Annotated in this window: 16 protein-coding genes; 5 read left to right on the top strand and 11 right to left on the bottom strand. The window is 42.5% G+C overall.

Going from position 1 to position 17,929, the window contains the following annotated elements; all coding sequences use genetic code 11:
• Nucleotides 1-48 precede the first annotated feature (48 nt).
• Nucleotides 49-1,104, bottom strand: a complete 1,056-nt coding sequence (gene dinB / locus PR833_RS16980) for a DNA polymerase IV (protein ID WP_014656663.1) — start codon at nucleotides 1,102-1,104, stop codon at nucleotides 49-51.
• A 174-nt stretch (nucleotides 1,105-1,278) separates the two neighbouring features.
• On the opposite strand from dinB, the gene PR833_RS16975 reads away from it, so the two are divergent.
• From PR833_RS16975 to PR833_RS16965, 3 genes are all read left to right on the top strand, one after another.
• On the top strand, nucleotides 1,279-3,579 hold the full coding sequence (locus PR833_RS16975; RefSeq protein ID WP_272526369.1) for a TonB-dependent hemoglobin/transferrin/lactoferrin family receptor: 2,301 nt from the start codon (nucleotides 1,279-1,281) through the stop codon (nucleotides 3,577-3,579).
• 77 nt (nucleotides 3,580-3,656) lie between these two features.
• A complete protein-coding gene (locus tag PR833_RS16970; RefSeq protein WP_004923195.1) occupies nucleotides 3,657-4,187 on the top strand; it encodes an RNA polymerase sigma factor in 531 nt (176 codons plus the stop codon).
• A 26-nt stretch (nucleotides 4,188-4,213) separates the two neighbouring features.
• Nucleotides 4,214-5,125: a glycerophosphodiester phosphodiesterase family protein gene (locus tag PR833_RS16965; protein WP_272526368.1), complete on the top strand. Its 912-nt coding sequence runs from the start codon at nucleotides 4,214-4,216 to the stop codon at nucleotides 5,123-5,125.
• Between the two features lie 128 nt (nucleotides 5,126-5,253).
• Here the strand turns inward: PR833_RS16965 and nqrM are convergent, their stop codons facing one another.
• From nqrM to PR833_RS16925, 8 genes are all read right to left on the bottom strand, one after another.
• On the bottom strand, nucleotides 5,254-5,481 hold the full coding sequence (gene nqrM / locus PR833_RS16960) for a (Na+)-NQR maturation NqrM (protein ID WP_272526367.1): 228 nt from the start codon (nucleotides 5,479-5,481) through the stop codon (nucleotides 5,254-5,256).
• Between the two features lie 16 nt (nucleotides 5,482-5,497).
• Entirely contained in the window at nucleotides 5,498-6,529 is a 1,032-nt protein-coding gene (locus PR833_RS16955) for an FAD:protein FMN transferase (protein ID WP_036943998.1), read from the bottom strand.
• A gap of 191 nt (nucleotides 6,530-6,720) precedes the next feature.
• The gene (nqrF, locus tag PR833_RS16950; RefSeq protein WP_004923204.1) at nucleotides 6,721-7,947 is read right to left on the bottom strand and encodes an NADH:ubiquinone reductase (Na(+)-transporting) subunit F; all 1,227 of its coding nucleotides are present in this window, start codon (nucleotides 7,945-7,947) and stop codon (nucleotides 6,721-6,723) included.
• Between the two features lie 15 nt (nucleotides 7,948-7,962).
• Nucleotides 7,963-8,559: an NADH:ubiquinone reductase (Na(+)-transporting) subunit E gene (gene nqrE / locus PR833_RS16945; protein ID WP_004923207.1), complete on the bottom strand. Its 597-nt coding sequence runs from the start codon at nucleotides 8,557-8,559 to the stop codon at nucleotides 7,963-7,965.
• A gap of 4 nt (nucleotides 8,560-8,563) precedes the next feature.
• Nucleotides 8,564-9,193, bottom strand: a complete 630-nt coding sequence (locus PR833_RS16940) for an NADH:ubiquinone reductase (Na(+)-transporting) subunit D (protein ID WP_004923209.1) — start codon at nucleotides 9,191-9,193, stop codon at nucleotides 8,564-8,566.
• Nucleotides 9,186-9,980, bottom strand: coding sequence for a Na(+)-translocating NADH-quinone reductase subunit C (locus PR833_RS16935; protein WP_004923212.1), 795 nt, complete (start codon nucleotides 9,978-9,980; stop codon nucleotides 9,186-9,188). Before PR833_RS16935 ends, PR833_RS16940 begins: the two co-directional genes overlap by 8 nt.
• Nucleotides 9,973-11,211 carry an NADH:ubiquinone reductase (Na(+)-transporting) subunit B gene (locus tag PR833_RS16930; protein WP_004923214.1) on the bottom strand — a complete coding sequence of 413 codons (1,239 nt, stop codon included), beginning with the start codon at nucleotides 11,209-11,211 and terminating at the stop codon, nucleotides 9,973-9,975. Before PR833_RS16930 ends, PR833_RS16935 begins: the two co-directional genes overlap by 8 nt.
• A 4-nt stretch (nucleotides 11,212-11,215) precedes the next feature.
• On the bottom strand, nucleotides 11,216-12,559 hold the full coding sequence (locus PR833_RS16925; RefSeq protein ID WP_171830935.1) for a Na(+)-translocating NADH-quinone reductase subunit A: 1,344 nt from the start codon (nucleotides 12,557-12,559) through the stop codon (nucleotides 11,216-11,218).
• 415 nt (nucleotides 12,560-12,974) lie between these two features.
• Here PR833_RS16925 and PR833_RS16920 point away from each other — a divergent pair, with 415 nt between their 5' ends.
• The gene (locus PR833_RS16920) at nucleotides 12,975-13,712 is read left to right on the top strand and encodes a L,D-transpeptidase family protein (RefSeq protein WP_272526366.1); all 738 of its coding nucleotides are present in this window, start codon (nucleotides 12,975-12,977) and stop codon (nucleotides 13,710-13,712) included.
• Here the strand turns inward: PR833_RS16920 and PR833_RS16915 are convergent.
• Entirely contained in the window at nucleotides 13,683-14,450 is a 768-nt protein-coding gene (locus PR833_RS16915) for a class II glutamine amidotransferase (RefSeq protein WP_004923223.1), read from the bottom strand. The two genes, PR833_RS16920 and PR833_RS16915, sit on opposite strands and share 30 nt — an antisense overlap.
• A 26-nt stretch (nucleotides 14,451-14,476) precedes the next feature.
• Nucleotides 14,477-15,055, bottom strand: a complete 579-nt coding sequence (gene lpcA / locus PR833_RS16910) for a D-sedoheptulose 7-phosphate isomerase (protein ID WP_014656671.1) — start codon at nucleotides 15,053-15,055, stop codon at nucleotides 14,477-14,479.
• Between the two features lie 349 nt (nucleotides 15,056-15,404).
• Here lpcA and fadE point away from each other — a divergent pair, with 349 nt between their 5' ends.
• Complete coding sequence (gene fadE / locus PR833_RS16905) at nucleotides 15,405-17,864, top strand: acyl-CoA dehydrogenase FadE (RefSeq protein WP_040132885.1); 2,460 nt, start codon at nucleotides 15,405-15,407, stop codon at nucleotides 17,862-17,864.
• Nucleotides 17,865-17,929 lie beyond the last annotated feature (65 nt).

The following is a 17,929-nucleotide window of genomic DNA, read 5'->3' as shown; positions in this document are numbered from 1 at the left end:
TGAACGGTCTAGCTTTATGGGATCAGCGTCATTAATGGCGGGTGTTTTTTAGAAATCTAGTAATAATTGCCTTTCTATCTGTGGGCTTAATAACGTTACATGCAGGCCCACTAGCCTAACACCTCGATCTTTACGGCGATGCTCCCACACTTGCTTAGCTAATGATATTAAGTCTTGCTTGTCTAAAATGGGATAAGCATGCTCTTGAGTTGTTTGCTGAAAGTCATTAAATTTCATTTTTATCCCTTGCCGAGCAATACGGCGGTCCGGTTTCACTTTCATAAGCCTGACTTCCAACTCTTCATATAATTGATTAAGTAATGGTAAGCAATCTTCCCAATGTTGAATATCTTCTGCCAGTGTGCGTTCGACACCAACAGATTTACGTAGCCTATCGGGATTGACTGAGCGTTCATCAATTCCATGGCAACGCTCCCACAGGACTTGACCAAATTTCCCCATCACTTTGATTAAGTTAACCACATCATAACTTTGTACATCACCACAAGTTTCTAGCCCCATATCGAGTAATTTTTGTGCGGTTACCTTCCCTACCCCAGGAATTTTCTTTAATGGCAATGACCAAACAAAGTCGGGCAACGCTTGAGGCGTGATCACGTATTGGCCATTCGGTTTATTTAGATCAGACGCTATCTTGGCTAAAAACTTTATTGGGGCTATCCCTGCCGAAGCAGTGAGTTGCAGTTCATCAAAAATTTGCTGGCGAATGGCTTGGGCAATCAATGTCGCTGAGCCATGGTAATGCTCACACTCACTGACATCCAAATAAGCTTCATCCCAAGAAAGAGGCTCTATTAAATCCGTATACTGGGAAAAGATTTTATGAATGTGTAAAGAGGTTTCTTTATAAAGGGCCATCCTACCCGGTACAACTTTCAGATGAGGGCACAACCTTAATGCAACCGCCGTTGACATGGCGCTATGTACGCCATAACGCCTCGCTTCATAATTCGCGGTACTGATGACACCACGGCGGTCAGCACTCCCACCGACGGCAATTGGAATATTGCGCAAACTTGGGTCATCACGCATTTCTATCGCTGCGTAGAAGCAGTCCATATCGATATGAATTATTTTACGCATAGCAATCTGATCGACAAACAACACTGTTCAAATATACAGTATATTTATAGGATGTGCAATTATTCCTCAAGCAAGCAACATAGATGAAAATAATTATTATTTTTATTACCCGAAAAACCACCTCAAAACGACTCATTAAAGATGTTTATAGAATGGTTAATTAGTAGGAAAATAATGAATAAAAATTATATTTCATGGTTTAAAATCAATAACTCTACACATCTCTTTTTATCAACATTTAATCACCTTTCTCTGGCTGGATTACTTGTTGTTACCTCCTCTGCATTTGGGCAAAGTGCATCGGAAGAGGTTAAACAGACAAAACAACAAGATGATGTCGTTCAATTCCCCGCGCTCTCTGTTGTTGGTAATTTAAATTCCAGTGTCGGTGCCGGTAGCTCTGTATTAAAACTGAAGGATATTGAGCGTACTCAAGCTAATAACCTTGCAGAATTAGTTGATCAGCTACCGGGGGTCTCCTCATCAGGTTCACCTCGCCCCGGTGGACAAACCCTAAATATTTGGGGCATGGGCGATGTGGAAGATGTCAAAGTGACCCTTGATGATGCCCCTAAAGGGTTTGAAAAATATCGCCAAGGCTCTGTGTTTATCGAGCCTGAGCTGATTAAACGCATTGACGTTGATAAAGGACCACATAATATTATGGATGGTAATGGTGGTTTCGGCGGAACCGTTAAAATTACCACCAAAGATCCCGCAGACTTACTACTTGCCGATCAACATTTTGGCGCTATGTTCAAATATAGCTATCACACTAATGATCGCCAAAATATTTACAGTTCAGCACTATATGGTAAAACATTAAATGGCGTTGCAGATGGTTTGCTGTATATCAGTAAACGAAAAGGGGATGATTTACGCCGCCCCGATGGCACTCGATTTGGCTTTTCGCAAGCTGACCAACTCTCTTATTTACTGAAAACCAACCTTTATCTCAATGATGAACACACGCTCAGTCTATCGGCAATGCGCTCCGAATCGGATAACTTAGTTCCTTGGGCAGCCAAACGAGATGAGTTAGCAACACCAACGCAAAAAGAGATTGAGCAATATGGTTTTGACGGTGCGATAAAACGCAAATTGGTCCAACGGGATCAACAAGATCAAAACTATAGTGTGAAATGGAATTATATCCCTGAAAATAGTGATTGGATAAACCTAACGACAACTTATGCTTGGTCTAAGAGTCAACAGCATGATACCCGACCAGAAAATGCTTCAAAATACTTAACCTCCAGCTTAGGGAATAAAAGTTGGGTTGACTATACCGATCAGCTATTTGATATCCTTAATGAAAATCTATTTGATACTGGTCGTTTAGAACATCAACTTACTATAGGTGCTCGTTGGCATAAAAATGATCGCGGTATTTTGATGTTTGATGCGGGAAAAGCGAAAAACCCTAAATATAACTATGGTTATTATCAGCCACAATTTATGCCAGCAGGTGTTCAAGAAACCACTAGTGTATATCTCCAAGATGCGATTAGTTGGCACACACTCACTGTCACACCGGGCTTACGTTATGACTATGTGCAGAACAAAGGTAAAGGAAACTTAGCCGCAACCTATATGGAGCAAGACCCGCTAATTGGTCATGACTACCGTTCTGTCACTTATAGTGGTATTTCACCTCACTTAGGCATTCTTTGGAAAACGACACCGAATCTCACTTTATTCGGGGATGTTAGCCGCACATGGCGTGCACCTGTTATTGATGAACAATATGAGGTGCAATTTGCCAATAGTAGTTTAACCGGAAGTAGTCGAAACTTGGGTAAGGAGCGCATGGATGGGGTACGTTTAGGCGCAATACTCGACTTTGATCAAGTCATACAGGCCAATGATCAGCTGCAAATACGAACCACGCTTTTTCGTAACAGAGGAAAGGATGAGATATTCCGCCGCCGTGGTGAATACTGTGAAGCCAAGAAAAATGGTACTGGCGATTGTGGTCGCCCCTTATCCAATTACCGTAACTTACCCGGTTACACCATTGAGGGCTTAGAAATTGAGCTATTTTATGATAGCCCGAATGTATTCGGTAAAATGGCCTACTCCGCCATCAAGGGTGAACGTGACGCTTCCCCTCGAGACCCTTGGTTTGGGCAAAAAACATGGATTGGTGAGATCCCACCAGATACTTTACATGTTATGTTGGGGTATAAACTCCCTCAATGGAATGCCAACTTTGGTCTCACCGGTGACTTTGTTGGTCATCAAGTCCGCTCTCCCGCAGATAGAGATCCTAAAGCCGATTCATGGGGATACCCAAAGTCGAAAGGCTATGCACTCTATGGTGCATTTGCGCAATGGCAGCCTGAATTTATTCCAGATACCAATATTAGAGTGACCGCGACTAACCTCTTTGACCGTGACTACTATCCCTACTTAGGGGAGTCTGTCTCAGGCGTTGGTCGTGATGTTCGCTTAAGTATCACCAAGTACTTCTAAGCAATCGATGGACTCTCATCTCTGAGAGTCCATAATTGACAATAAAATAAAAATGATAATAATAATTATTTTTATTTATGACAACACACACTCCCTCTATAGAAAATAGCGACTTGGCAGAAGAAAGCCAACTTTTGCAACAGCACGCCCCTAGCCTATTTCGCTATATTCTTGCGCGCACACCTGATAGCGATATCGCAAACGAAATTTTACAGGATGTCTTTGTTCATACGATTGAAACATATCGCTGCCAAACTTTGCAATTTCCGAGAGCCTTTATGTACACACTGGCACAACGCAACATCGCCAATTTTTATCGTCGGCAACGCATCGAAGCGGAATATCAACGTTTGCTGGTGGAGCCTGAGCCAGAGTGGAATTTAGAAACTCAGTTAGTAGTCGAAGAGCAATTGCAATTACTGTCTGAGCAACTTGCCAAACTACCTGAAAATATGGAACAAGCTTATTTACTCGCGCAATTTGAAGGGATGACTTACCAACAAATTGCAACTCAGTTAAAAGTTAGTCCTAATTCAATCAAGTACTACTTACAAGTAGCAAGAAAAGTATTACAAAAAGAGCTCACTGAAACGTATTTAACTCATTGAGATAACTATTATTATAGGTAATAAATATGACAAAAACAGCAATGCCATCTATTAAAAAAGGGGTGGCTATCAGTTTATTGTTTCTTGCCAGCTACAGTGCAGCCGCTCAATCACCACAAATTGTTGCCCATAGAGCAGGAACGGCAGATGCGCCAGAAAATACGCTTTATGCAATTGAACTGGCTAAAAAAAATAGCGCCGATATTATTTGGCTAACCGTCCAACTCTCTAAAGATAATCAACTTGTTCTATATCGGCCAAGCCAGTTAGAGGCATTAACCGATAAAAAAGGGGTTATTTCCGATTACTCCGCTCAACAACTCACAACGTTCAATGCCGCCCATCAATTTAATAAAAAGGCTCATTTTCAATTACCTTTACAGCAAACCACGATCCCAACACTTGGATCCATTCTTAAAAAATATCCAGATACTGCGTTTTATATTGATTTAAAATCACCTGACGCCGATCCAGATACTCAAGCAGAAGCGGTGTACTCCCTGCTCGAAAAAAATAATGCTTTTAAAAATACTCGGTTTTATTCAACCAATGATGCATTTGTAAAAGCTCTAACCAAGCGCTCCGATAAAATTAATACCTTTGAAAGCCGTGATGAAACACGCACTATCTTAGCGAATAGCGCGATGAATCATCATTGTTCAGTCAGCAGTGATGCACAATCTAAATCGCGTTGGTATGGCTTTGAATTACACCGTAAAGTCGAGGTTGTAGAGAAATATACGTTAGGAGAGGCTCGCTCACCTGCAACGTTGTCATGGGATAAAGAAGCCATTGATTGCTTTAGAAAAAATGGTCAGGCCTACATTGTTCTATTTGGTGTCAATAGTGCGGCAGATTATCAATTAGCTAAAGAAATTGGTGCGGATGCCGTGATGGTTGATTCCCCTAAAACTTTTAAAAGCGAAATCATTAAGTAAATTTTAGCTGGCTTTATCTAATCGGTTTTACGTTAAAGCTATCTGTCTTAATTAGACCGCCAAATAAAAAATAAGCCTTAACTGTGAATGTTCGCAGTTAAGGCTGTCATCATACTAATATCGACTATTTAAATAATGCGGTGTTTTTCAAGTGCCTTTTGGCGAGCCTCTTCCCGTGCCATACGTTTTTTACGGGCAGCGCAAGGTTCAGGGCAATCACAGACTTTTTCAACACCAATACTGCTTAACCCACCACAGCTACCTTGAATACTTTTGCGCTTAATAATATACCCTAGTGACATACCGAGAAATGCCAGTAGGAATAGGACGAAAGCTGCAATAAAAACATTTAGCATTCTTACATCCTCCTAATTACTGCTTTTTCTGTAAAAATGGCTCGAATGCCTTAGTATAACGCTCTTCAAAGCCTTTTTCTGTCTTAATGATCATAAACACAGGAATATCGAGCTTTTCAGCTAAGGCAAAACCTTCAACAGGCCCTAATACATTAAGCCCAGTCGATAGCCCATCAGCACTCATGCAAGTTGGTGCCAGTACCGTAATCGAAACGAGGTTATGTTTAATTGGCATCCCTGTTTTCGGGTCGATGGTATGAGAGAAGCGCACACCGTCTTGTTCAAAATAGTTGCGATAATCACCAGAGGTAGCAATAGACATATCACCAGGTTCAATCACTTCCTGAGCCGTTTGGTTTACGCCATCGGTTTGTGGTTTTTCAATCGCAATCCGCCAAGGTGCACCTTTACCATTTTTCCCTTTTGTACGTACTTCACCACCAATATCAACCATATAATTATTGATATTAATTGACTCCAAGTATTCAGCTACAACATCAACGCCATAGCCTTTTGCTATCGAAGAAAGGTCGACGTACAATTCAGGGATAGTTTTAATTAAGTTATTGCCCTGCACAGACAGCTTTTCTATACCAACCCATGCACGACGTTTCTCCAATTCACTATCTGTTGGTGCTTTGGTTACTCGCCCTTCTGGCCCAAAGCCCCATAAATTGACTAACGGCCCTACCGTGACATCTAATGCACCATTAGTTAATTCATTAATGCGTATGGCTTCTTTAACAACTTTCGCTGTTGCTGCTGAAACAGGAAAAGGAACATTAACCTCTTTAAATTGGTTGAAGCGACTTAATTCCGAGTCTGGACGATAAGTTGACATCTGATCATTCACTTCTTCTAAGCGCTTATCTATCTCAGCTTGGATAGATTCACTGCTTGGCGATGAAGATTCAGCAACATATTTAATGGAATAGTAGGTTCCCATTGTCTGACCCTGAAGGTTTGCCTGTTCAGGCCCACCGCAGGCAGCCAACAATAGTGTCGCTGCAAATAGCAGCACTGGGGTAATCACTTTTCTGTTCAGCATAATTTTCTCTGCTTCAATAATAAGCGCCCACACAAGTGGGCGCTATACTCGCCATACTTCAAGTTTCAACATTATTGATGGCATTCATTCACACGAGTCACAAAGCTGTTTAAATTCCTAGTCACTCATTGGCCTGCCGTCTCGCTGTACCTCGAATTATTTAAAGTATATACAAACAACTCTAGGGTTACTTAACCACCGAAATCATCCAACAAGATGTTTTCATCTTCTACACCAAGATCTTTAAGCATCTTGATAACCGCAGCGTTCATCACTGGTGGCCCACACATGTAGAATTCACAATCTTCTGGTGCTGGGTGATCTTTCAGGTAGTTTTCATACAATACATTATGAATAAACCCGGTATAACCATCCCAATTATCTTCCGGCAATGCGTCAGAAAGTGCAACATTCCAAGTAAAGTTTTCGTTTTCAGCCGCTAATTGATCAAAGTCTTCTGTATAGAACATTTCGCGCTTAGAACGAGCACCATACCAGAAGCTGATCTTACGTTTCGAATTTAGACGTCTTAACTGATCAAAAATATGTGAACGCATTGGTGCCATCCCCGCACCACCACCAATAAAGATCATCTCTGCATCGGTTTCTTTAGCGAAGAATTCACCAAATGGCCCAGAAATTGTCACTTTATCACCCGGTTTTAGCGACCAAATATAAGATGACATGATGCCCGGTGGAACATCTGGATTACGTGGTGGCGGTGTAGCAATACGCACGTTCAACATGATGATCCCGTGTTCTTCTGGGTAGTTAGCCATTGAATAAGCACGAACTGTGGGTTCTTTTACCTCAGAAACATAGCGGAACAAATTAAATTTATCCCAATCCTCACGGTACTCTTCTGGAACATCAAAATCTTCATATTTCACTACGTGTGGTGGACATTCTATCTGAATGTAACCACCTGCACGGAATGGTACGACTTCACCTTCAGGAATTTTCAGTTTCAGTTCTTTAATGAAAGTTGCTTTGTTATCATTAGAAATAACTTCGCATTCCCATTTTTTCACCCCAAAAATTTCTTCTGGTAACTCAATTTTTAAGTCTTGTTTAACGTTCACCTGACAAGCTAAACGGCAACCATCTTTCGCTTCACGTTTATTAATGTGAGAAAGCTCTGTTGGCAGGATATCCCCACCACCTTCTTTGATTTTCACGCGGCATTGACCACAGGAGCCACCACCACCACAAGCAGATGAAACGAAAATCCCTTGGTTAGATAACATACCTAACAGCTTGTCACCTGCGGGAGCTTCAAAGCTCTTATCAGGGTCGCCGTTAACTTCAACTTTGATGTTCCCTGTATTGACTAACTTGGATTTAGCAAACAGGATCAGACCTGTTAGCACCAAGACAATCAGGGTAAACATCACTACGCCTAGAATAATAATATCCATGAATTCTTCTCGCCTTTATAGCTGCACACCGGAGAAGGACATAAAGCCCAGTGCCATCAAACCGGTGGTGACAAAGGTAATACCTAAGCCTTTCAGACCCGCCGGAACATCTGAATATTTCATCTTTTCACGAATCGATGCTAACAGCACAATTGCTAACATCCAGCCGATACCTGAGCCGAATCCATAAACGATAGATTCGCTAAAGTTGTAATCGCGCTGAGCCATGAAAGAGACGCCACCAAAGATTGCACAGTTAACGGTAATCAACGGCAGGAAGATACCCAATGCGTTATAAAGTGACGGGAAATAACGATCTAAAATCATTTCCAGAATTTGCACCAGTGCTGCAATAACCCCGATAAAGGTAATAAAGTTAAGGAAAGATAAATCGACCCCCTCAACTAATGCACCATCACGCAGTACTAGGTTGTACACAAGGTTGTTGGCAGGTACAGAAATACCTAACACCACGGTAACAGCAATACCTAAACCGAAAGCTGTCTTAACATTCTTCGATACCGCCAAAAATGTACACATACCGAGGAAGAATGCCAATGCCATGTTTTCAATGAACACAGCTTTTACGAACAGACTAATATAATGTTCCATTGACTTAATCCTTCTCTACCTGAGCTGGTTTCAAGGTACGTAACCCCCAAATCAGCATACCAATGATAAAGAATGCACTAGGCGCTAACAGGAACAAACCATTAGGCATATACCAACCACCATTTTGCAATGATTCCATAACGGTAATACCAAACAATTTGCCAGAGCCGAACAGCTCGCGTAGGAAACCAACGAGGATCAGAATGACACCATAACCAAGGCCATTACCAATACCGTCCATAAAGCTTTCTACCGGTGGCGCTTTCATGGCATAGGCTTCTGCACGACCCATAACAATACAGTTTGTAATGATAAGGCCGACGAACACCGACAGCTGCTTAGATATCTCATAAGCATAGGCACGCAAAATTTGGTCAACAACGATAACCAAAGAAGCAATAATTGCCATCTGAACAATGATCCGCACACTGCTTGGAATGTAGTTGCGAATTAATGAGATAAAAAAGTTAGAGAACGCGGTAACCAAAGTTACTGCGATGGTCATGACGACAGCCGTTTCCAGCTTAGTCGTTACTGCCAGTGCAGAACACACCCCGAGGATCTGTAACGCAATTGGGTTGTTATCAAACAAAGGCCCAAGTAGGACGCGTTTTACTTCTTTAGAATCAGCCATTATTCAGCGCTCCTTCACGAACTTTTTTCAGGAACGGACCAAAACCGTTATCACCTAACCAAAAATCAAACATATGCTGAATGCCGTTTGATGTTAGCGTTGCACCTGAAAGGCCATCGATACCATAAGGACTATCTGTAGAGCCACTACGGACAATTTTTATTGCCGGTACCCCCTGCTCATTGAACAGTTTTTTACCCGGCCATTGCGCCTTCCATTGTGGATTATCGACTTCACCACCAAGACCTGGCGTTTCACCATGCGAATAATATGTGATACCACGAGAAGTCACGCCATCCACATCTACCGCAACGAAGGCATACATCACCGACCATAGTCCTGACCCATAAACAGGCAGAATAATTTGTGAAATTTTGCCTTGTTCATCTTTCACAAGATAGATTTCAGCTGTATTTGCACGACGGCGAATTTTGGCGATATCTTCTTCAGGTGAAAGTGCAATGCTGGTTTCATCGCTACGTAATTCACTATTGAGGTCAAAGCGACTCTTGCTATCAGAAAGCTCATTAGTTTGGAAGTTCAACAGCTTAGGTTCAATACGGTCACTGTAAACTTTTTGAACTTCTTCCGCTGTCATTTTAGGTTGCAATAGACCTGCAACACTCAAAATATTACGTTGCGTATCTAATAAAATTTGTTCTTGCTGCTTAGATTTTAATCCTACAGCAGAACCGGCTACGACGATAGAACAGACTAGACATAGAATAAAAACGACTATGAACGTTCTTCCGACGCTATCTTTATTGGTTGTTTTTTCATTAGCCACGGGCTTTTCTCCGTTTAATATTTGCTTGAACGACCAGATAGTCAAACAGAGGAGCAAACAAGTTGGCGAACAGGATTGCTAGCATCATGCCTTCCGGATATGCCGGGTTTGCAACACGAATAAGCACACACATTACACCGATCAAAATACCGTAGGCCCATTTGCCTTTATCTGTAAACGAGGCCGAAACTGGGTCCGTCGCCATAAAGATCATCCCGAATGCAAAACCACCTAAAACCATGTGCCAGTACCATGGCATTGCAAACAATGGATTCGTCTCTGACCCGATAAAGTTAAACAGGTAAGACATGGCAATCATCCCAAGCATAACGCCAGCAACGATGCGCCATGATGCAATACGGAAGAAGATAATGAAGGCACCACCAATGAAAATCATCAATGTGGAAACTTCACCGATAGAGCCAGGCATATTCCCTAGGAATGCTTGCATCCAAGAGATTGGCTCACCAGATACCGTATTCATTAACGCGCGCTCACCGCCCGCAGCCCATTGAGAAAGTGGGGTTGCACCAGAGAAGCCATCCGCCGCTGTCCAAACAAGATCACCCGAAATTTGTGCAGGGTAAGCGAAGAACAAGAAAGCACGGCCTGCAAGTGCAGGGTTTAAGAAGTTGCGCCCTGTTCCACCAAAAATTTCTTTAGCGATGACCACACCAAATGTAATACCGAGCGCCGCCTGCCATAATGGGATAGTTGGTGGCACAATCAGGGCAAATAGGATGGACGATATAAAGAAACCTTCGTTGATTTCATGACCGCGGATCAGAGAAAACAGAATTTCCCAAAAACCACCGACTGCAAAAACAACCGCATAGATAGGTAGAAAATAGACTGCACCAAGCAGCATTTTACTACCCCAGCCCGCATCAGGTGTTAATGATGCCCCCAAGAATTGAGCTAAGCGATAGTGCCAATCACTCGCTAAAACTTGCTGTAGCTCAGCCCCACTGTATAAGTGGTAAAGTGCAGGAATGGCTTGGTTACCAACGTTATACATCCCCCAGAACATCGCAGGAAATACAGATAACCAAACCAAGATCATCATGCGTTTCAGGTCTATTGTGTCACGAACGTGAGAACGACCTTTAGTCACCGTTCCTGGCGTATAGAAGACTGTCGTAACAGCTTCAAACAATGGATAGAGTTTTTCTAACTTTCCACCAGGCTCAAAATGATGCTCATGCTTTTCAAATAAATTTTTCAAACCCATGGAATTACCCTTCTAGCTCAATCTTGGTCAGTACATCACGAAGTACAGGGCCATATTCATATTTAGCCGGGCATACATAAGTACACAGTCCCAGATCTTCTTCATCCAACTCTAGACACCCTAACTCCTGAGATGAATCCGTATCTCCAGAAAGGAGGTCTCGTAGCAGGTGAGTTATCATAATATCGAGAGGCATTACACGCTCATAATTACCAATTGGCACCATTGAGCGCTCACCACCATTCATGGTTGTGGTGAAGTTGAAGCGTTTGCCTTTCAAGAAATGGCCAACCGTTGTACGTGTAATGGTGAATTTATTAAAGCCCGGCCAAATCCAGCCGAAAAGCTCTCTTTCACGCCCTTCACGTAATACTGAAACCTGATTATGGAAACGCCCTAAATAGTGATGTGTATCATCACAAGGTACACCCCACAGTACAGAGCCAGAAATAATGCGGTTATCTCCCTCTTTGAGCTGACCTTTTGTTAACTCATAGAGATCCGCACCAAGACGAGTTTTAACTAAACGTGGTTTCTCAACTTGAGGCCCCGCAAGGGCAATCACGCGATCAGTATATAGATAGCCTGTTGTGAATAACTTACCAATCGCAATGACATCTTGATAATTAAGGTGCCATACTTTTTTATTGAGGCTCACAGGCTCAAGAAAATGAATATGAGTACCGACTAAGCCTGCGGGATGAGGGCCTGCAAATTCGCTATAGCGCACTTGTGGGTGATTATCAGATTTCGCTAAATCCCCCGCGCCATGGCAAACATGCACTTTACCTTCGGTTAAATGGCTAATAATGGTTAAACCATCATTAAAAGCTTGTTGTTGTGAACGAATAATCACAAGTGGGTCAGCAGCAAGTGGGTTGGTATCCATCGCCGTTACAAAAATCGCGGCGGGTGAGGAACCCAGTGCCGGTGAGCGGCTAAATGGACGCGTTCGCAATGCTGTCCATAAACCTGATTTAACCAAGTTTTCTTCGACTTGTTCACGAGTCAATCCTGCAAGCTCTTCACGCTTATAAGCAGCAAAGGCCTCTTGCTCGTCACCATCAATTTCGATAACAACGGATTGGAGTACACGACGCTCACCACGATGAATAGCAATAATTTTACCGCAGGCTGGGCTAGTGAATAAGACACCAGGGTTCTTTTTATCTTCAAAAAGAACCTGCCCTTTTTTAACGTGCTCACCTTCTTTAACCAGCATAGAAGGACGCATTCCGACATATTCTTCACCTAGCAATGCTACGTGTTGAATTTTCGGGCCGTCTTCTATTACTTGGGCTGGCTCACCTGCAATAGGAAGGTTGAGTCCTTTTTTAATTTTAATCATAAGATCTGCACAAGTTTCTAAGTTAACCCTAAGCTAATGATCCTGACATAGACCATAGCGACTCAGTAAATAAAAACAGCTCAAGTTACTCACATAACTCAAGCAAATAATTCTCTCGATATCGTGAAGCTATTCTCTTTCTGCCGCTCGTAATTTTATCAGTTCCCCCGACTTCTGTCCGGATATTCAAGTGACTTAGCTCAAGCAAATTACAATAAATTTTCAACTTTCTTTATAATTATTCGTAAAAAACGAGCATTTACATCATATTTATCGAACGCTGTGCGATTTTCACACAATATCTATTCCGTACGAAACTATTAATAGGCTATATCAAATTACTTTTAGCTCATTTAAAATAGCGCCATAATGTCTTTTTTTTAGGCAAAAATACTCATTTAAATTTGGTTTAAGTATGAATAAAAATATCCTTATTAGCTTTATTTTCAACCTGTTTTTTCTGCAAATTACGGTTGCTGAAGCGAATAACCATTCATTTTTGCTTAATAGTAAAACAACTAACCAGCAAAATTCCGCGATCTTTATTCAGATATTTAAGCAAGAAGGCGTCTTGGAGCTATATCAAAAAGCGCCGAACGGAAAATATAACTTATCTAAAATTTATCCAATTTGTAAGTTTTCGGGCGGGCTAGGCCCTAAAAAGCGCGAAGGTGATCTAAAAAGCCCTGAAGGCTTTTATCAAATAACCGCCTCCCAACTGAATCCAAACAGTCGGTATTACCGATCTATTAATTTAGGTTTTCCTAATGAATATGACCGAGCACAGGGCTATGAAGGTAACTACTTGATGATACATGGCGACTGTGTTTCTGTTGGTTGCTATGCGATGACAGATAAATACATGAGTGAAATCTACCAAACTGTTGAAAGTGCTTTTAAAAGTGGACAAAGCACGATTGATGTCAGTATTTACCCGTTTCGAATGACAAAAGAAAATATGTTGATCCACAGAAACTCCAGCCATTACGCTTTCTGGCAGCAACTAAAACCGGCTTATGATTACTTTCAGGATGTAGGCAAGCCCGCACAAATCTCTGTAACATCAGGAAAGTATGCTGTGAATAGCTTGCCAGAAAGGTCGGATACTTTATTGAGACTTCGATCACAATATACGTTGGCCGAGGTGAAATAGCACGAAACTACCCGGTTCAATTTTGTGCCAATTTTCATTACCTGTTAGCGGCTGCGTGGCAATCACTGAAACAATATCGGTTGGTGTTGTGCAACTTTGAAAATCGATCTCAATATCCTGATCGAGTAATTTCGCCTTACCGAATGGAGCTTTACGAGTGATCCAATAAAGATTGGTTGAACAAAATGCCATTACGTAACGCCCATCTGATAGCAGCATATTAAATACGCCTTTACGACGTAACTGCTCAGCCAGCACCGCAATAAAACGGAAAACAGCGGGCCAATTCGAGGGGGTTTTCGGATATTTCGCTGCAAGTTGGCTCAAAATCCAGCAAAATGCTTTTTCGCTGTCTGTTTCACCTATCGGTCGATAATGCCCTGTATTTAGTGAGCGATACCCTTTTAATTGCCCGTTATGTGCATAGGTCCAATTACGTCCCCACAATTCACGCGTAAAAGGATGCGTGTTTGCTAGTGTGACATCACCTCGATTCGCTTGGCGAATATGTGCTATCACCGTTTCCGATTTGATTGGATACTCCTGCACAAAGCGTGCTACTGGGGATAAAAAGCTAGGTTGAGGATCTTTAAAAGTGCGACACCCCAGCCCTTCATAAAACGTGATCCCCCAACCATCTTTATGTGGGCCAGTTTGCCCCCCACGGGATATCAGTCCACTTAGGCTGAAGTTAATATCTGTTGGCACATTTGCACTCATGCCAAGTAATTCGCACATTACAAGACCCTCTATAGTTTAAGAAACTACTTTACCATTTCTTTTTCAATCAGCTGGATCAGGATATGAATCACTTTAATATGGATTTCCTGAATACGATCCGCATAACCAAAATGAGGTACACGAATTTCAATATCTGCGCTACCCGCCATTTTGCCGCCGTCTTTCCCAGTCAGCGTAATCACTTTCATGCCCTTTTCACGCGCAGCACTAATAGCTTTGATAATGTTGCCTGAGTTGCCAGAAGTCGAAATGCCCAGAAGAACATCCCCTTCTTTACCTACAGCCTCAATAAAGCGAGAAAACACATATTCATAGCCAAAGTCATTACTGACACAAGATAAGTGGCTAACATCAGAAATGGCAATAGCAGGATAGCCTGGGCGGTTTTCACGGTAACGCCCTGTCAGTTCTTCAGCAAAGTGCATGGCATCACAGTGGGAGCCACCATTACCACACGAAAGCACTTTTCCTCCGGCTTTAAAGGAATCTGCCAGTAACACCGCCGCTTGCTCAATAGCCTGAATATTTGCATCATCACTAAGGAATTTTGCCAACGTATCGGCCGCTTCTGATAATTCACCACGGATCAGGTCTTGATACATGAGATTTCCCCTTAAATTTAACGAGTTTTGTGCCATGATAAACGGCATCAAGATAGGTAATTAATCTTTACTACTCAGATTGTTACACAGGGTACATTTTCTTTCTACATCTGATTACGCTTGATTTATGCATTTAGGGCTAATCAATGCGTTTTGCCTCTTTTTCTCCCTTTGCGCCTACTTCATCTATCTCACAAATTTTTTTATGAAACAATCACCAAACATTATTTGGTGATTTTGTGAGCCAAGTTGTAATTAAGATGTAAATGTCTTGCTAATTGTTTATTACTGGATATAGATTAAGAGAAACAACAGGTCAGACCTCTTACAAGTAGACAGGAGTTTCCCTATGACCCTACTCAGCATAATTCTATTTCTCGCATTAATCGGTATTCTCTGTTACCACAAGACTTCGTTAACATTGAGTACCGTTCTGTTACTTGCCTATACCGCCGTTATGGGGGTACTTGATGTATGGAGTTACTGGATGTTACTGCCAGTAGCTCTTGTATTATTCCCTTTTGTTTTCACTCCCGTGCGTCAATCACTGGTTTCAGTGCGTGCACTGAAAATGTTCCAAAAAGTTATGCCTCCCATGTCTCGTACAGAGAAAGAAGCCATTGATGCAGGAACAACATGGTGGGAAGGTGATCTTTTCCGTGGCGCACCGGATTGGAATAAATTACATAATTACCCAAAACCACAGCTGACGGCTGAAGAACAAGCCTTCATTGATGGCCCTGTAGAAACGGTTTGTGGCATGGTGAATGATTTTGCAGTAAGCCATGAATTGTCCGATCTCCCCCCAGAAGTTTGGCAATATTTACGTGAGCACCGCTTCTTCGCCATGATCATCAAAAAAGAGTATGGCGGCCTTGAGTTCTCTGCCTATGCGCAATCCCAAGTTTTACAAAAATTGGCGGGTGTCTCCGGTATCTTAGCTATCACCGTTGGTGTTCCTAACTCATTGGGGCCAGGTGAGTTGCTGCAACATTATGGTACTGATGAACAGAAAAAACGTTACCTCCCTGGCTTAGCGACAGGTGAAGAGATCCCTTGTTTTGCGCTTACTAGCCCAGAAGCTGGCTCTGACGCCGGTGCTATCCCTGATACTGGCGTTGTCTGTATGGGTGAATGGCAAGGAGAGCAAGTGTTAGGTATGCGTTTAAATTGGAACAAACGCTATATCACTCTTGCCCCCATCGCGACAGTTCTTGGGTTGGCTTTCAAATTATCGGATCCCGATCGTTTATTGGGTGGTGAAACACAGTTAGGGATCACCTGTGCGTTAATCCCCACTAATACCCCAGGCGTCGAAATAGGCCATCGTCACTTCCCACTGAATATTCCATTTATGAATGGACCAACGCGCGGAAAAGACATCTTTGTTCCTATCGACTACATTATCGGTGGCCCTAAAATGGCAGGCCAAGGCTGGCGTATGCTTGTGGAGTGTTTATCTGTAGGTCGTGGAATTACTCTGCCATCTAACTCGACAGGTAGCTTAAAGAGCATTGCAATGGCGACAGGAGCCTACGCTTATATCCGTCGCCAATTTAAATTGCCTATTGGTAAGATGGAAGGGATTGAAGAGCCGCTCGCTCGTATCGCAGGTAATGCCTATTTGATGGATGCTGCTGCTACATTGATTACCTCTGGTATCATGTTAGGTGAAAAACCTGCCGTGCTATCTGCTATCGTTAAATACCACTGTACTCACCGTGGGCAACATTCAGTCATCGATGCCATGGATATTACGGGTGGTAAAGGCATTTGTCTTGGCCCATCTAACTTTGTTGGTCGAGCTTACCAAGGTGCGCCAATCGCCATTACCGTTGAAGGTGCCAACATCTTAACCCGTAGCATGATCATCTTTGGCCAAGGGGCTATTCGTTGCCATCCTTATGTGCTGGAAGAGATGGCGGCAGCACAAGACAATAATCTGCACAAATTTGATAAAGCGGTATTTGGTCATATTGGACATGTTATTAGCAACCAAGTCCGTAGTTTCTGGTTGGGATTAACCAATGGTCGAGGAAGTAGCGCGCCAACAAAAGATGAAACACGTCGTTACTATCAAATGTTAAATCGCCAAAGTGCTAACCTTGCCTTACTTGCCGATATCTCCATGGCTGTTTTAGGTGGTAGCTTAAAACGTCGTGAGCGTATCTCTGCACGCTTAGGCGATATACTCAGCCACTTATATTTAGCAACCGCAACACTTAAGCGTTATGAAGATGAAGGTCGTCAAAAAGCGGATTTACCACTGGTAAAATGGGCTGTAGAAGATTGTCTGTATCAATCTGAGAAGGCGATGGATGATTTATTGAAAAACTTCCCAAATAGAATGGTTGCAGGTTTGATGCGCATTACCTTGTTCCCGACTGGTCGTGCTATGTCTGCCCCTTCTGATCGCCTAGACCACAAGCTAGCACAACTGTTAATGGAGCCATCTGAAACTCGTGACAGGATCGGTCGTGGGCAATATCTGACACCAACAGAGCATAACCCGCATGGTTTAGTGAATCAGGCGCTGTATGACATCATTGCTGCAGAGCCAATTTTTGAGCGCATCTGCCGTCTGAAAGAGCGCAAGTTTAGCTTCACTCGCTTAGATAAATTGGCAGAGCAGATGTTGCCTGAAAATATTATCACACAAGAAGAAGCTGATATTTTACGTAAAGCAGAGGCAAGCCGTCTACGCACCATCAATGTTGATGAATTTGAGTTTGATGCTCTAGGCGTACACAGTGAAAAAAACCCTCGCGAGGAAAATGAAAAGCAAGCTAAGAAAAAGCAAGCCGCTTAATTAGCTGCCTACATTGTCAGCGCCATAAAGCCCCAAGCATATTGGGGCTTTATTTTTTGCATGGA

The sequence above is a fragment of the Providencia sp. PROV189 genome (genome assembly GCF_028480065.1).
GTDB classification, from domain to species: Bacteria; Pseudomonadota; Gammaproteobacteria; order Enterobacterales; family Enterobacteriaceae; genus Providencia; species Providencia stuartii.
The sequence above is the reverse complement of the archived record's forward strand: the minus strand, read 5'-3'. Positions and strand labels throughout refer to the sequence as shown.

What these genes read in the sequence shown, in the direction of transcription:
- dinB (WP_014656663.1), bottom strand. Translation starts at nt 1,104, where the DNA reads ATGCGTAAAATAATTCATATCGATATGGACTGCTTCTACGCAGCGATA.
- PR833_RS16975 (WP_272526369.1), top strand. Translation starts at nt 1,279, where the DNA reads ATGAATAAAAATTATATTTCATGGTTTAAAATCAATAACTCTACACAT.
- PR833_RS16970 (WP_004923195.1), top strand. Translation starts at nt 3,657, where the DNA reads ATGACAACACACACTCCCTCTATAGAAAATAGCGACTTGGCAGAAGAA.
- PR833_RS16965 (WP_272526368.1), top strand. Translation starts at nt 4,214, where the DNA reads ATGACAAAAACAGCAATGCCATCTATTAAAAAAGGGGTGGCTATCAGT.
- nqrM (WP_272526367.1), bottom strand. Translation starts at nt 5,481, where the DNA reads ATGCTAAATGTTTTTATTGCAGCTTTCGTCCTATTCCTACTGGCATTT.
- PR833_RS16955 (WP_036943998.1), bottom strand. Translation starts at nt 6,529, where the DNA reads ATGCTGAACAGAAAAGTGATTACCCCAGTGCTGCTATTTGCAGCGACA.
- nqrF (WP_004923204.1), bottom strand. Translation starts at nt 7,947, where the DNA reads ATGGATATTATTATTCTAGGCGTAGTGATGTTTACCCTGATTGTCTTG.
- nqrE (WP_004923207.1), bottom strand. Translation starts at nt 8,559, where the DNA reads ATGGAACATTATATTAGTCTGTTCGTAAAAGCTGTGTTCATTGAAAAC.
- PR833_RS16940 (WP_004923209.1), bottom strand. Translation starts at nt 9,193, where the DNA reads ATGGCTGATTCTAAAGAAGTAAAACGCGTCCTACTTGGGCCTTTGTTT.
- PR833_RS16930 (WP_004923214.1), bottom strand. Translation starts at nt 11,211, where the DNA reads ATGGGTTTGAAAAATTTATTTGAAAAGCATGAGCATCATTTTGAGCCT.
- PR833_RS16925 (WP_171830935.1), bottom strand. Translation starts at nt 12,559, where the DNA reads ATGATTAAAATTAAAAAAGGACTCAACCTTCCTATTGCAGGTGAGCCA.
- PR833_RS16920 (WP_272526366.1), top strand. Translation starts at nt 12,975, where the DNA reads ATGAATAAAAATATCCTTATTAGCTTTATTTTCAACCTGTTTTTTCTG.
- PR833_RS16915 (WP_004923223.1), bottom strand. Translation starts at nt 14,450, where the DNA reads ATGTGCGAATTACTTGGCATGAGTGCAAATGTGCCAACAGATATTAAC.
- lpcA (WP_014656671.1), bottom strand. Translation starts at nt 15,055, where the DNA reads ATGTATCAAGACCTGATCCGTGGTGAATTATCAGAAGCGGCCGATACG.
- fadE (WP_040132885.1), top strand. Translation starts at nt 15,405, where the DNA reads ATGACCCTACTCAGCATAATTCTATTTCTCGCATTAATCGGTATTCTC.